Origin of the sequence: Azospirillum lipoferum (assembly GCF_024170005.1) — a bacterium.
Taxonomy (GTDB): domain Bacteria; phylum Pseudomonadota; class Alphaproteobacteria; order Azospirillales; family Azospirillaceae; genus Azospirillum; species Azospirillum lipoferum.
Genome location: NZ_JALJXJ010000027.1, coordinates 49,525 through 62,692, shown reverse-complemented (window position 1 = coordinate 62,692; position 13,168 = coordinate 49,525). Strand labels below are relative to the sequence as shown.

Annotated in this window: 14 protein-coding genes and 1 pseudogene; 6 read left to right on the top strand and 9 right to left on the bottom strand. The window is 66.3% G+C overall.

Going from position 1 to position 13,168, the window contains the following annotated elements:
• Nucleotides 1-103 precede the first annotated feature (103 nt).
• From J2848_RS34810 to J2848_RS34780, 7 genes and pseudogenes are all read right to left on the bottom strand, one after another.
• Nucleotides 104-817, bottom strand: a pseudogene (locus J2848_RS34810) (IS6 family transposase).
• A 7-nt stretch (nucleotides 818-824) separates the two neighbouring features.
• On the bottom strand, nucleotides 825-1,544 hold the full coding sequence (locus J2848_RS34805) for an NADH dehydrogenase ubiquinone Fe-S protein 4 (RefSeq protein WP_149235317.1): 720 nt from the start codon (nucleotides 1,542-1,544) through the stop codon (nucleotides 825-827).
• A 69-nt stretch (nucleotides 1,545-1,613) separates the two neighbouring features.
• Nucleotides 1,614-2,108, bottom strand: a complete 495-nt coding sequence (locus tag J2848_RS34800) for an Hsp20/alpha crystallin family protein (RefSeq protein WP_149235318.1) — start codon at nucleotides 2,106-2,108, stop codon at nucleotides 1,614-1,616.
• A 92-nt stretch (nucleotides 2,109-2,200) separates the two neighbouring features.
• Nucleotides 2,201-2,686 carry an Hsp20 family protein gene (locus J2848_RS34795; RefSeq protein ID WP_149235319.1) on the bottom strand — a complete coding sequence of 162 codons (486 nt, stop codon included), beginning with the start codon at nucleotides 2,684-2,686 and terminating at the stop codon, nucleotides 2,201-2,203.
• Between the two features lie 275 nt (nucleotides 2,687-2,961).
• Nucleotides 2,962-3,195 carry a tautomerase family protein gene (locus tag J2848_RS34790; protein WP_149235320.1) on the bottom strand — a complete coding sequence of 78 codons (234 nt, stop codon included), beginning with the start codon at nucleotides 3,193-3,195 and terminating at the stop codon, nucleotides 2,962-2,964.
• 50 nt (nucleotides 3,196-3,245) lie between these two features.
• The gene (locus J2848_RS34785) at nucleotides 3,246-3,959 is read right to left on the bottom strand and encodes an SDR family NAD(P)-dependent oxidoreductase (RefSeq protein WP_149235321.1); all 714 of its coding nucleotides are present in this window, start codon (nucleotides 3,957-3,959) and stop codon (nucleotides 3,246-3,248) included.
• Nucleotides 3,960-4,087: 128 nt separating this feature from the next.
• Nucleotides 4,088-5,011 (bottom strand): LysR family transcriptional regulator, encoded by a 924-nt coding sequence (locus J2848_RS34780; RefSeq protein WP_149235322.1) that lies wholly within the window; start codon nucleotides 5,009-5,011, stop codon nucleotides 4,088-4,090.
• 453 nt (nucleotides 5,012-5,464) lie between these two features.
• Between J2848_RS34780 and J2848_RS34775 the strand changes: the two genes are divergently transcribed.
• Together J2848_RS34775 and J2848_RS34770 are read left to right on the top strand one after the other, a co-directional pair.
• Entirely contained in the window at nucleotides 5,465-5,833 is a 369-nt protein-coding gene (locus J2848_RS34775; protein WP_149235323.1) for a hypothetical protein, read from the top strand.
• Nucleotides 5,834-6,120: 287 nt separating this feature from the next.
• On the top strand, nucleotides 6,121-6,852 hold the full coding sequence (locus J2848_RS34770; protein WP_211103352.1) for an ATP phosphoribosyltransferase regulatory subunit: 732 nt from the start codon (nucleotides 6,121-6,123) through the stop codon (nucleotides 6,850-6,852).
• A gap of 350 nt (nucleotides 6,853-7,202) precedes the next feature.
• Here the strand turns inward: J2848_RS34770 and J2848_RS34765 are convergent, their stop codons facing one another.
• Both J2848_RS34765 and J2848_RS34760 read right to left on the bottom strand, forming a co-directional pair.
• The gene (locus J2848_RS34765) at nucleotides 7,203-7,922 is read right to left on the bottom strand and encodes an IclR family transcriptional regulator (RefSeq protein ID WP_211103353.1); all 720 of its coding nucleotides are present in this window, start codon (nucleotides 7,920-7,922) and stop codon (nucleotides 7,203-7,205) included.
• Nucleotides 7,923-8,015: 93 nt separating this feature from the next.
• Nucleotides 8,016-8,696 (bottom strand): RraA family protein, encoded by a 681-nt coding sequence (locus tag J2848_RS34760; protein ID WP_149235325.1) that lies wholly within the window; start codon nucleotides 8,694-8,696, stop codon nucleotides 8,016-8,018.
• Between the two features lie 225 nt (nucleotides 8,697-8,921).
• Between J2848_RS34760 and J2848_RS34755 the strand changes: the two genes are divergently transcribed.
• The 4 genes from J2848_RS34755 to J2848_RS34740 are packed head-to-tail and all read left to right on the top strand — an operon-like array spanning nucleotide 8,922 to nucleotide 13,151.
• On the top strand, nucleotides 8,922-9,905 hold the full coding sequence (locus tag J2848_RS34755) for a hydroxyacid dehydrogenase (RefSeq protein ID WP_149235326.1): 984 nt from the start codon (nucleotides 8,922-8,924) through the stop codon (nucleotides 9,903-9,905).
• A gap of 36 nt (nucleotides 9,906-9,941) precedes the next feature.
• Nucleotides 9,942-11,279 (top strand): MFS transporter, encoded by a 1,338-nt coding sequence (locus J2848_RS34750; protein ID WP_211103354.1) that lies wholly within the window; start codon nucleotides 9,942-9,944, stop codon nucleotides 11,277-11,279.
• A gap of 1 nt (nucleotide 11,280) precedes the next feature.
• Nucleotides 11,281-12,234, top strand: a complete 954-nt coding sequence (locus J2848_RS34745; RefSeq protein ID WP_149235328.1) for an amidohydrolase family protein — start codon at nucleotides 11,281-11,283, stop codon at nucleotides 12,232-12,234.
• The gene (locus tag J2848_RS34740; RefSeq protein WP_149235329.1) at nucleotides 12,231-13,151 is read left to right on the top strand and encodes an SMP-30/gluconolactonase/LRE family protein; all 921 of its coding nucleotides are present in this window, start codon (nucleotides 12,231-12,233) and stop codon (nucleotides 13,149-13,151) included. Before J2848_RS34745 ends, J2848_RS34740 begins: the two co-directional genes overlap by 4 nt.
• The last annotated feature ends 17 nt before the right edge of the window (nucleotides 13,152-13,168 follow it).

Sequence of the window (13,168 nt, the reverse complement as noted above, 5' to 3'; positions counted from 1 at the left end):
CATTGTCACGCGAACTGACCCGGTCTGTAAATCCGCTGACTGCATCACGCGGTTCTGTTGCAAAGCCTGACGTTGGTCGCGGAGAACCGCGGCATCAGCGCTGTCAGGTGGCGATCCCGAACAGGCCTACGATGAAGGTCGCTTGGGCCGGCATGTGGTTGGCGGGAATGGCGGCGACTTGCCCTTTGCGCACCATGGCCAGGATCTCGTAGCCGGCGATCGTCCGGCGTGCGGTGTGGAAGCTTTTGAACCCGAGCCCCGGCCGCACCAGCCGTTTGATCCGCCGGTGGTCCTGTTCAACGACATTATTCAGGTATTTCACTTGGCGCAGCTTGGCGAAGCGCCACAGCTCGCCGGCCTTCTTCATCGTCTTGGTCGCACTTGGGTAAGCCGCGTCCTTGTCCAAGGTGAGGGTGCGCTGGTTCACGGTGTGCGCTTGCTTCAGCGCCTTGCGGAAGAAGCGCCGGGCGGCCGCGGCGTCGCGCTTGGCGCTGAGCAGGAAATCGATGGTCTGCCCACATGCATCGACGGCGCGGTACAGGTACACTCACCGACCCTTCACCTTGACGTAAGTCTCATCGACCCGCCAGGAGCCGGTCGTCGTGCGCAGATGCGGGCGCAGCCGCTTGTCCAACTCCGAGGCGTAGGCCTGAATCCAGCGGAAGAGCGTCGTGTGATCAACCGCCACGCCGCGGTCGGCCAGCATCCGTTCGAGGTCGCGGTAGCTGATCGGGAACTGCAGGTACCAGCGCACCGCCCACAAGATCACCTCGGCCGTGAACTGCCGACCCTTGAACGGATTCTTCTTGGACCTCATCACCCTGTCACCCAAGCCGCCGAAAGGTGCCGCGTTTTACCCGATATCTGGCCCATCGAAAACGCGCAACAGAACCTTCGCTCTCGCGGGCGCGCTCACGGGGGGGGGGTGCGTTTGCCGGCGTCTGATCGGCCGGGGAACCGCTGGTGGCGGTGCCTTCCACCCCTTCACGGCCGCGGGTCAATTGTTCCAAGCGGTCCGGCGTCGCGACCAGCCGCTCGTCCTGTCCCGCATTGCCCCACCATTGGCCACCGGTTTCAAAGCTGTCCAGGCACTCGAGCATCCACTGCCTCCACAATCCGGTGGCGCCCTCGGGGCAATGGAAGACCGCGCCGCGTTCGGGCGGCGGTTCGCTCACCTCGTAGGCGATGCCGTGGCGTTCGGCATAGCCGACTGCCGCCTCCCGGCTGGGGAAGCGCAATTGCACATGCCGCAGCGGTTCGTCACCGCCGCACCAGCCCATCAAAGGCTCGATGAACTGGGCCGAGCATGGCTGGAAGCTCAGCACCCAGTCGCAGGCGCCGGCGCGGCCCGCCATGGTGGTGCTCCGTCCGGCTTGGCGAATGATGGCCGTCGCGTTGGCCGGCAGGTCCGATGACCGTACCGCGGCTGTGCCGTCGTTGGCCGCCTGGGGCTGGGGCGTGATCCCCCGCTGCGGGCCGAAAGTCCACGTCACATGATCAAAGGAACGATTCGCCGCACTGATCGTCTCGTCGTTTCTCCACATGACATCCTCCCCAATCCGGGCAACGCCGGCACGCCGCCCTCGCGTGGACGGGCGGCGTGCCTTTCCGGGTCAATGCGCGTTGATGGGGATGCGCTTGGCCTTGCTCGCCGTCTCCGGCGATTTGGGCAGAACCACCGTGAGCACGCCATTCTTGAACGAAGCGCCGATCCGCTCTTCATCCACGTCCGGCCCCACGGAGAACGAGCGCTGGAAGCGGCCGTAGAACCGCTCGCCGTGCAGATGGCCTTGGTCGTCGTACTCCGCCTTCTTCTCGCCCTTGAGGGTCAGCACACCGTCCTGGACGGTGAGTTCGACGTCCTTCTCCTCCAGGCCCGGCAGTTCGGCGGTAACCCGGTACTCCTTGTCCGTCTCGACGACGTCCATGCGCGGCCAGACCATGCCGCCGAAGCCGGCGAACGGCAGACGGCCGTCGAAGCTCCGGAACATGTCGTCGAAGAGCCGGTTCATCTCGCGGTGCAGCGAGAGGAAGGGATCCATGACCTCGCTGCTCCGCACGCCGGGGCTCCGTTCGCGGCCCCAGGGAATGAGATCGCGTACGCTCATATCAGCCTCCATCATGCGAATTCGCCTGCTGGCGCGCCGCCCTGTATCCGGCCCACGCGCGTGGGCAGGATCGGCGGCGCGCCACCCCGCGGTCACGCCGCCTTCTTGGTTTCTTCCGGCTGGGAGTCAGCTGCTTTGGCTTCGATGGCCTTCGGCTGCTGCGCCTGACCGATCTGGATCTTGCGCGGTTTCATCGCCTCCGGGAGCTCGCGGACGAGGTCCACGGAGAGCAGACCGTTCTCCAGGTTGGCGTCCTTCACCCGCACGTAGTCCGCCAAGTCGAAGCGGTGCTCGAAGGCGCGGGTCGCGAGGCCATGATGCAGGTACTGGACGTTGTCCTGCTTGGCCTTCTGCCCGGCGACCACCAGCAGGTTGGGCTGCGTGGTGATCGACAGTTCGTCCGGTTCGAAGCCGGCGACCGCCATGGTGATGCGGTAGGCGTCCTCACCGGTCTTCTCGATGTTGTAGGGCGGGTAGTCGTCCGCCGCCTCGAAGCGCGCGGCGCCGTCGAGCAGGTCGAACAGGCGGTCGAACCCCACGGTCGACCGAAACAGAGGGGCAAAGTCGATGGTGCCCATAGCCACATCCTCCTCGTGAGCAACATGGATACGAGCGCGCCACAGCGCGGCGCTCGGTCGGCCGGACCCCATCCGGGCGCCCGGCGGACTTCGAGTTAGGAAAAGCGCCACCTCCGTTCAAGGGGGGATCTCCGAACCGTTGCGGCATCGGCGTAGCTCGCCCGCGGCCCGGCATCCATGCCGCCGCTTTGAGCGGTTCCCGTGCCGGTTGGCAGTCCGTCTCCTGCCGAGGCGCCGGTGCGGACGGGGTGATCCGCACCGGCCCCAGGCTGTGCTCAGCCCCCGGCGGCCCGCCGCCGGCGGTACTCGGCAACCGGAAGACCGCCCACCCCCCAATTTTCCATCTCCACCTCCTCGATGACCACGAAGGTGGAATCGAGCGGCTTGTCGAGCACATCCAGCAGCAGTTGGCTGACACCCTCGATCAGGGCCGCCTTCTCCTCGGCGGTGGCCGCGCCGCGGTCCGGCGCGGAGCCCTCGCGGGTGATCTGGATCGTGACCATCGGCATGATGTCGTCCTCGTGTTTTGTGGCGCGTTTTTGCGGCGCGAAGGCCCGGATCACCAATGGCCGGCGTTCTGGCCGCCGTCCACGTGCAGGATCTCGCCGGTGACAAAGCCGGCGCTCTCCAGGTAGAGGACCGCCTCCACGATGTCACGGATCTCACCCATGCGCCCCACCGGGTGGAGCTTTGCCAGGGCATCGTGGGTCTCCGGCGCGTGCATCGGCGTCTTGACGACGCCGGGCGACACCGCGTTCACCCGGATGCCCTTCGGCGCGTACTCGATGGCCAGCGACTTGGTGGCGGAGTTCAGGCCCCCCTTGGTCAGCGACGCCAGCACCGAAGGGACGCCGGCGATCGGCTGGTCGACCAGGCTGGTCGTGATGTTGACGATGTGGCCGTGGCCCCGCTCCAGCATTTCCGCCGCGACGCACTGCGAGATGTGGAAGAACCCCGCCAGGTTGGTCGCCAGCACCGCTGCGAAATCCTCGACGGTATAGTCGGTGAAGGGCTTGGCGAGAAAGATGCCGGCATTGTTGACCAGGGTGTCGATCCGGCCGAAACGCTCCAGCGCCGCGGCGATCACCCGCTCGGCGACCGCCGGATCGGCGATGTCGCCACCGACGGCCAGGATGTCCGCATCGCCGCTGGCCTTGATGGACCGGGAGTTGGCGACGACGCGGTAGTTGCGGTCGCGGTATGCCCTGACCAGACCGGCGCCGATGCCCTGCGACGCGCCGGTGATGATCGCGACCTGCTGTTCGGTTCCCATGATGTGCCTCGATGATGGGGGGCTGGCTCGATTGCCGCCGTCGCCCCATCATCTACGCCGTTCCGTATTGCGGCTGAATGGCCGCCCAATGGCAGACACTCTTCCGCGAACCGATGCAATCGACCGCGTCAGCGCTCGGCGTCGGCCTTCAGCCGGGCAAAGGCCGTGCGCAATCTGGGCACGGCGAAATCGATGAAGGCGCGCACCTTGGGCGTCGAGAGGCGGCCCTCAGGCGCGATCAGATGCACGGGCAGCGGTGCGTGCTCGGCATCCTTCAGAACGATCTCGAGCTGTCCGTCACACACCTTTTCGGCGACGTGATAGGTGAAGAGCCGGACCACCCCATGTCCCTCGACCGCCGACGCCACGGCGGCGCGCACACTGTTGACGACAAAGCGCGGAGTGAACGACACGGTCCGCGGAACCGCGGACGCGCCGACCGGCGGGAAGCTCCATGAATCCAGCCCGAAATGGGTCATGGCGATGATCCGGTGCTTGGCGAGATCGGCGGGCTGTTCGATGGGCGGGTGCGAGGCGAGGTAGCGCGGCGCGGCGACGACGACGCGCCGCACCTCGCCGACGCGCACGGCGACCATTGACGAGTCCGGCAGGTGGGCGATCCGCAACGCGACGTCGATGCCTTCGTCGATCAGGTTTGCCGGCCGGTCGAGAAGGTACAGCTTCGCCGAAACCGCCGGGTGGGCGTCGAGAAAGGCGTCGAGGATCGGGCGCATGATCTCCTCGCCACCCACCACCGGCGCGGTGATGGTCAGCGTGCCGCGTGGCGCCGATCGCTCGCCGGCGGCTAGCATGTCGGCCTCCTCCAGATCGGTGAGGATGCGGCGGCACACCGCCGCGTACCGCTCGCCCGCCTCGCTCAGCCGGATCGACCGCGTCGTCCGGTGCAGCAGCCGCACCCCGACATTGGCCTCCAGCAGAGCCAGCGCCCGGCTCACCGCTGCCGGCGATCGGCCCAACCGCCGCCCCGCACCGGCCAGACTGCCTTCGTCCAGCGCGGCTACGAACACCTTCATCGCGTCGATGCGGTCCATGATTGTGCCGTTTATCGGAAGGCTGACTGCCGCACTGTAGGCATTCCTCGACAATTGGCAATGACGTACCTGTTCCGGCGTTACGGGAAAACACCCTGGCAGCGGCTTCCAGTTCGGCCACCCGTGCCGCCAGACGTTCGATCGGTGCCGCCTGTTCAAGGAGCAGGGCGTCCTTCTCGGCGTCACCCAGGCGATAGCGCGGCGACCGGTCATGGAGACGTTAACTCATATCCCGAGCTGCCGCGCAGCACCCGATCCCCCAGACCGGTGAGCAATCAGACCGGTGAGCAATCACGATGGACGGTCCGGCCTGATGAAAATCCTGAGATATATGCATCAAAGACGAGAGTGCGGTGGCTCATCCGCGCTTGACGCGCGATATGGGATCGCCAACCGTATCCAGGGCCGGGACGAGTGACCGGTTCCCGCGCCCGTCTCTATTGGGAGAATCGCATGGCATTCGTTCAACTGCCGACCATCCCTCCGTATGGAACTGTCGCCGTCGATGCGGACAAGGTTTTCGCCATCGTGCCTGACCTGCCCGTTGACAACGTGCAAAACGCCGTTTTGCTGTTTGACGGGAACCGCACGATCACGGTCCTGAAAACGCCTGACGAGGTTGCCAACCTGCTTGGACCGAACTTCAGGAAACTCCAGGCGCTTTCGACGGACCAGTCCAGGATCTTCATGTACATCAACCGCAGCATGGTGCGCTTGATCCGGCCGCACGATACCGTGCCGGGGGCTGTACATATCTTCTCGGTCGATCGCCAGTTGGCGGCCATCGGCGACGTCCAGACCGTCACGGCCATGCTCTCCTGAGGTTCGCCTCGACCAAATGAAAGGGGTGGGTTTGTGTAATGCCGCCGGGGGGGGACTCTTGACCGGATTGGGAAACTCGCCTCATAGTGGTCGTCCCGATCACGGAACCAGTCAGATGCTCGCACTGCGCCACCCCCATTTCCTCTTCGGTCGCCACGGCATCGGCCGTGGGGGGCGGTCGCGCGCGGTGGTCGAGGGTTCCCGGGAGAGCTGAACGGGATTTTCGGATCGAACCGGCAGCGGGGCCGCCCATCGTAAGATGAGGCGGCCCCGCTGCTTTTCGGGCCGTGGATTCCGACAGCGCCGATCCGACGTTCGCTTCAGTTTCATCACATCACCCGGGAGCTTCCCGGCACCAGACAGGAGAAGACACATGCTGCGAGGTACGCGCACCCTTATCGGCGACCAGGCCCGTCTCTATACCGATATCCTCGATCGCCTGCGGAGGTCGGTTCACTGAGGCGGGATTTGAGGAAATTATTCTGCCCTCCATCTGCGAAGCCGAAACCTTTCTCAGGAAGATCGGCCCGGACAAGGAAGGGCAGATGTGGACTTTTGAGGACCGTGGTGGACGCAAGGTCTGCCTGATCCCGGAAGTAACGGGTATGATTCAAAAGCTATGGCGCGAGGAGTGGGCGATTGCGCGCGGGCGCAAGGAACCGAGGCGGCTCTTTTATGCGCAGCGTTGCTACCGCTACGAACGCCCCCAGCGCGGACGCTACCGCGAATTCACCCAATTCGGTATCGAGATCCTGAACGGCGATTGCGCGATGGATCGAGAAGAGGCAACCGGACTGCTGCGGGCCTGCCTCGATAGCTTCGAAGGCCTTGAGTGGGTCTATTCGGACGGTGTGAAGCGTGGCCTCTCCTATTACGTGGAAGACGGTTTTGAAGCCGAATGCCCTGCACTCGGTGCGCAGAAGCAGATTGCAGGCGGCGGCCGTTACGCCGAAGGCATTGGCTGGGCGATCGGAATCGACCGCCTGATGCTTGGGTGGAGGCCGGAACTTTTCGATTGAGACCGATGCAGAGGGTGCGCCTCGGTCCGCGTGGCTGGTGTGCACCTTTCCGCGACAGCGGGGCCACCAGCAGCCGACCGGTGGCCTCCGCCTTTCGCGACATCGCTTCGATCGGCCGTCTGCAGCGCCTGCTCCAGGATCGCTGTTGTCCAGGGTGTCGGCCAGCCTGACCCGGATCGCCGCGATGTTGCCGGATGCGGCGATCCTTCGGAGCCCTCGCTCAGGAGATCGAAACCGACGACGAGCAAGTTGGCTTCACTTGCGCATCGATCTCCCACACGACCCGGCGGCGCCGCGCCATGGTCCGCATCGGCGCGATCCGCCTGAGGGTCAGGATCCGGGGACGGAGTTCAACCGCCGCAGGCCTTCGTCAGCTCATCCCCGGCCGCCTTCAATTCCGGCCGGATCCTTTCGGCATAGTCCGCGGTCAGCCGGGTGACCGGGCCGGACAGCGCGAGGGCGCCAAGGAGGCCGCCGCCCGGCCCGAACACCGGCATTGCCAGTGACGCGGCATGTGGATCGGTAACGCCACTGGTATAGATCGGCACATCGATCTTCGGCGCGACGCGACCGACGTCGAAATGGCGGAGCACCTGGGCAATGGCGGATTTGTCCATCGGGCGGAGGTCGCCGGACTGCACATGCATGCGAATCGGGCTGGCGCTCTCGACGCGGAACAGACAAAGGCGCTGTTCGCCGCGCCGCGTGTAGAAGGACGCGGTCTCCCCGGTCGAGCGCGCCAGCCGCTCCAACACCGGCGTCACATGGTCGGCAAGGCCGAAGGCATGCTGGTAGCAGGCGGCAAGCCGCATCACCTCGGCATCGAGACGGTAACCGCCGTCTTCGACGCGCTTGATCAGCCCGAAGCTCTCCAGCGACAGGGCCATGCGCATGACCGTCGTCTTGACCAGACCGGTGCGCTTGGTGAGTTCGGCCAGACTGACCACGCCGTCGCCACGCTGGAAGGCGGTCAGCACGGTCAGGGCGCGCTCGACGGCTGATACGCCCTGCAACCCGGACGATGCTTCGGTCTTGGCGGGCTTCCTGGTCTTGGTCTGATCGGTCGTCACATGCGGCTTCCTGAAGAGGCCGCCCATCGGGCGGCCATTTCAGGAGGATATACAGGCAACCGGCAGGAATTTCACCCGCCGGATCGCTCGTCCTCAGCCCATATACTCGACGCCGCGCTTCTTCAGTTCGGCATCGACCCAGGAGCGGTCGTTGCGTCCCGCCCGGATCGCTTCCATCTGGGCGGTTTCGGCGTCATGCTTCTTCTTGGTCCCGGCGTAGATCGCCTCCGCATCCGCGAGCGGGACGCAGACGAGGCCGTCGTCGTCGCCGAGCATCAGATCGCCGGGAGTGATGATCATGCCGTCGATGGAGATCGGCACGTTGATCTCGCCGGGGCCGTCCTTGTAGGGACCACGATGGGTGACGCCGGCGGCGAAGATCGGGAAGCGGCCTTCCCGCAGCGTGGCGGCGTCGCGGATCGCGCCGTTGATGACGATGCCGCCGACGCCGCGCCGTTCAGCATGCGCGACCATCAGTTCGCCGATCAGCGCGTTGGTGAGGTCGCCTCCGGCATCGAGGACGATGACGTCGCCCGGCTCCGCCATGTCGATGGCCTTGTGCAGCATGAGATTGTCGCCGGGACGCGACTTCACGGTGATGGCCGGACCGGCCAGCACGCCGCCGCCATGCATCGGGCGCAGACGCGGGCCGGCAGCCGCCATGCGCGACATGCTGTCGCTGACATTGGCGACCGGGAGCTTGCGAAAGCGCTCCACGAGGTCCGGCGAAGCCTTCTGCTTCGGGTTCGGATAGATGCGGAAACCGACGGTCATGTGAGCGCTCCTGCCTGTCTGATGTTGGTTTTGCGGCCGGATCATCCGACGCACGGTTGACAATCCGAGCCGCCGATGCAATAGGTACCAAAAAATGAAACGCCGTTGCAATTTCAAAAAGCAACGGTTGGCGACACCACCGACCCGCCACGGCCCAGGCCGGCAGCGTGCACCGTCACGCGCCGGCAGCGGCAGGCGCTTGCTTGAAATCAGAAAGGGACAGGCATGCCCTATACAATCCTGGTCACCGGCCCAGCGCTGACGCCGGAAGCCGCCGAAGTCGCGGAACGGCGCGGCGCGCGCCTCGTTTCCATCGGCGCCGCCTATGCGAGCCCCGAGGAACTCGCCGCGGTCGCCGCGAAGGAAGAGATCGACGGCATCATCGTGCGGCAGGGCAAGGTCACGGAAAAAGTGATCGCCGCGTCTCCCAGGCTCCGGGCGATCGCCAAGCATGGCGTCGGCTACGACAACATCGATACCGAAGCCGCCGCCCGCCACGGCATCCCGGTTCTCGTCGCCCGCGGCGCCAACTCGCAGTCGGTGGCGGAGCTTGCCTTCGCGCTGATGTTCGCCGTCGCCCGCGACCTCGCCCATCTCGATGCGCGGATGAAGGCCGGCTTCTGGGACAAGGCGACCACCTCTGGCCTGCAGCTTCGCGGACGCAGCCTCGGCGTCGTCGGCCTGGGCGAGATCGGCCGTATTCTGGTCGGGCTGGTGCAGCCCCTGCACATGACCGTGCGCGTCTTCGATCCCTACATGCCGGCCGACGTCCGGATCGAGGGGGCGGAGCGTGTGGCGAGCCTGGACGAGCTGCTCGCCACCAGCGACGTCATCAGCCTGCACTGTCCGCTGACCCCGCAGACCCGCAACCTGATCGGCCGCGAGCAGATCGCCACCATGCGGCCAGGCAGCATCCTGATCAACACGGCGCGCGGCGGGCTGATCGACGAGGACGCCCTGTTCGAGGCCTTGCGCGACGGCCGAATCGGCGGCGCCGGTCTCGACACCTTCGCGGTGGAACCGGTGAATCCGGCCAATCCGCTGCTGACGCTCCCCAACCTGATCGCCACCCCGCATGTCGGCGCCAGCACCCAGACCGCCCGCGACGCCATGGGCCTCATCGCGCTCGACCACGTCATGAACGTGCTCGAAGGCAAGGGAGCCGATCCGCGCGCGATGGTCAACGCGCCGCAGCTCCGCGTCGCCTGACCGACGCACCAGTCAATACCGCTCCGGGAGGAAACGATGTCGCAAACCGACGAAGCGTCCAACACGCTCGAACAGAGGACCATGCGCCGCGTGGCGTGGCGCATCATGCCGTTCATGATGATCTGCTACCTGTTCGCGATCCTGGATCGCGGCAACGTCGGCATGGCGTCCTTGCAGATGGTCCAGGATCTCGGAATGTCGAAGGCGGTGTTCGGCTTCGGCGCCAGCCTGTTCTTCTTCTCCTACTTCCTGATGGAGGTGCCGAGCAACCTGGCCCTCCAGCGCTTCGGCGCGCGGCGCTGGATCGCCCGCATCATGATCACCTGGGGCCTCGTTTCGGCCGGCATGGCGCTGGTCCAGGGGCAGAATTCCTTCTACGTCATGCGGTTCGTCCTCGGTGCCGCCGAAGCCGGTTTCTTCCCCGGCGTCCTGCTCTACCTGACCTACTGGCTGCCGGCCGGCTATCGCGGCCGCCTGATCGCCCTGTTCGGCATCTCTATCCCGGCGGCGACCTTCATCGGCTCCCCGCTGGGCGGCATCCTGCTCGGCCTCGACGGCATGCTCGGCCTGCGCGGATGGCAGTGGCTGTTCATTCTGGAAGGCGTCCCGACCGTCCTGCTCGGCATCGTCTGCTTCTTCTTCCTGACCGACCGGCCGGAACAGGCGCACTGGCTGCGCGGCGACGAGCGCACATGGCTCTGCGCCGAACTCGACCGTGAGAAGGCCAGCCGGCCGGCCGCCGCGCAGAAGACCGGTTGGGGATCCTTCGCGGAATTGCTGCGCAACCCCACTGTCTGGGCGATGGCGCTGACCTGCTCCGGCGCGTCGGCGGCGGGGACGGTGCTCGGCGTCTGGCAGCCGCAGCTTCTGAAATCCTTCGGCCTGACGAATTTCGAGACCGGTCTGATCAACTCGATCCCCTATGGCGTCGCCTGCGTGCTGATGGTGCTGTGGGGCCGCCATTCCGACAAGACGAAGGAGCGGCGCTGGCACACCGCGCTGATGCTGCTGCTCATCACCGCCGGCTTCCTCGGCGCCTTCGTCGTCCAGTCGCTTGCCGGAACCATCGCATTGCTCAGCATGGTGCTGGTCGGCGCCTACGCCTTCAAAGGCCCCTTCTGGGCGCTGTCGTCCGGCTGGCTCAGCGCCGGATCGGTCGCGGCCGGCCTCGCCATGATCAACGCCGTGTCGAACCTCATCGGCGGCGGTCTGATGGTGAATGTCTATGGCAGCATTCTGCAGGCGACCGGCAACTACGCGCTGGCGCTTCTGCCGATCGCCCTGGTCACCGCGATCGGCGCCGGGCTGGTCCTGGCGATCAGCCGGCAGAAGCGCGACGCGGCGGTGACCACAGCCGCTGCGAAGGGGGCGTGACATGACGCGAGAGGATGCGATGACGCGCCGCGCCCTGCTGGCGGGAGCGGCGGCCACCGCCGCGCTCCCACCATTGGCGACGGCTTGGGCGGAAGGGCGCGGTGAAGAGGCGGTCCGCTGGTCCACCGGCACCGCAAGGCCGGCGGCGAAGGCGCCGGCCAACGCGACCGACTGCCATTTCCACACCTACGACTCCCGCTATCCCACGGCCCCCGGCGCGACGCTCACCCCGCCCGACGCGTTGCCGGAAGATTACAGGACGCTGCAACGGCGCCTCGGGACGACGCGCGGCGTTCTGGTGACGCCCTCGACCTACGGCACCGACAACAGCCTGCAGCTCGCCTCCCTGCAGGCGCTCGGACCCGACAATTTCCGCATGGTCGCCGTCGTCGCCGAGGATGTTGCGGATGCGGAACTGAAACGGCTCGACGCGCTGGGGGTGCGCGGCGTGCGGTTCAACCTGCCGTTCCCCGGACCGCTGTCGATCTCGTCGCTGCAAAAGCTCTCGCCGCGGCTCGCCGCGCTGGGCTGGCACTGCGAGATCAACATGCGGCCGCAGCAGTTGGCCGAGACGCAGGATCTGCTGATGGCCCTGCCGTCACGCATCGTGATTGACCATCTGGGCGCGCTGCCGGCCGAAGGCCTCGAAAGCGCATCCTATGCGATCATCCGCAGGCTGCTCGACAAGGGCAAAACCTGGGTCAAGCTGTCCGGCGCCTACCTCACCAGCAGGTCGCCCTACATCCAGAGCGCCGCAATCACGGCGGCCTATGTCCGGGCCGCTCCGGAGCGGATGGTCTGGGGCAGCGACTGGCCCCATCCGACCCGTAAGCCCGACGATAAGCCGGACGATGCCGAACTGTTCGATCTGATGGCGCAGGCCATGCCGGACGAGGCTACACTGCACCGTATCCTCGTCGACAATCCCGCGGACCTTTACGGATTTCCGAAATGAGCTGGTTTGCACCTCCCCGCCGGATCGAAACCAGCGTCTTCACCCGCCTTCCGGATCGCTTCCGGACGGCGCGGCGCACCGCCTGGGCCGATGGCAACCAGGGCGGCCGGCAGATCGACAGCTTCCTCGAAGGGCCGTCCTTCGATCGCGCCGGCCGCCTCTACGTCACCGACATCCCCTATGGACGGGTGTTCCGCGTCGATCCGGACGGCGAATGGACGCAGGTGACCGAGTATGACGGCTGGCCGAACGGCCTGAAGATTCATGCCGACGGCCGGATCGTCATCACCGATTACAAGCGCGGGCTGATGCTGCTCGACCCGGACAGCGGGCGGGTGACGCCGCTGCTGGAAACGGCGGCGACCGAAAGCTTCAAGGGCGTCAACGACCTCGTCTTCGCACGGTCGGGCACGATCTACTTCACCGACCAGGGCCAGACCGGCATGCACGACCCGACGGGCCGGGTCTGGCGGCTGGGAACCGACGGCCGGCTGACCTGCCTCGTCGATACCATCCCCAGCCCGAACGGCATCGTCGTCGATGCCGACGAAACCTTCCTGCTGGTCGCGGTGACGCGGGCCAATCAGGTCTGGCGCATTCCGTTGCCCGAAAGCGGCCTCGTCACCAAGGTGGGCGTGTTCGTGAACCTGCATGGCGGGCCGGGCGGGCCGGATGGTCTGGCGCTGGACCGCGACGGCAACCTGCTGATCTGCCACACGGGGTTCGGTTCGGTCTGGCGCGTGTCGCCGGTTGCCGAGCCGCTCGACCGCATCGTGTCCTGCGCCGGGGTGGGAACCACCAACCTCGCCTTCGGCGGCGAGGGAAACCGCAGCCTGTTCATCACCGAAAGCCGGACCGGCTCGATCCTGCGCGCCGACCTGGAAACGCCGGGCCTGCCGATGTACTCCCACACCTGAGGCGCTGCGTCGGTCAT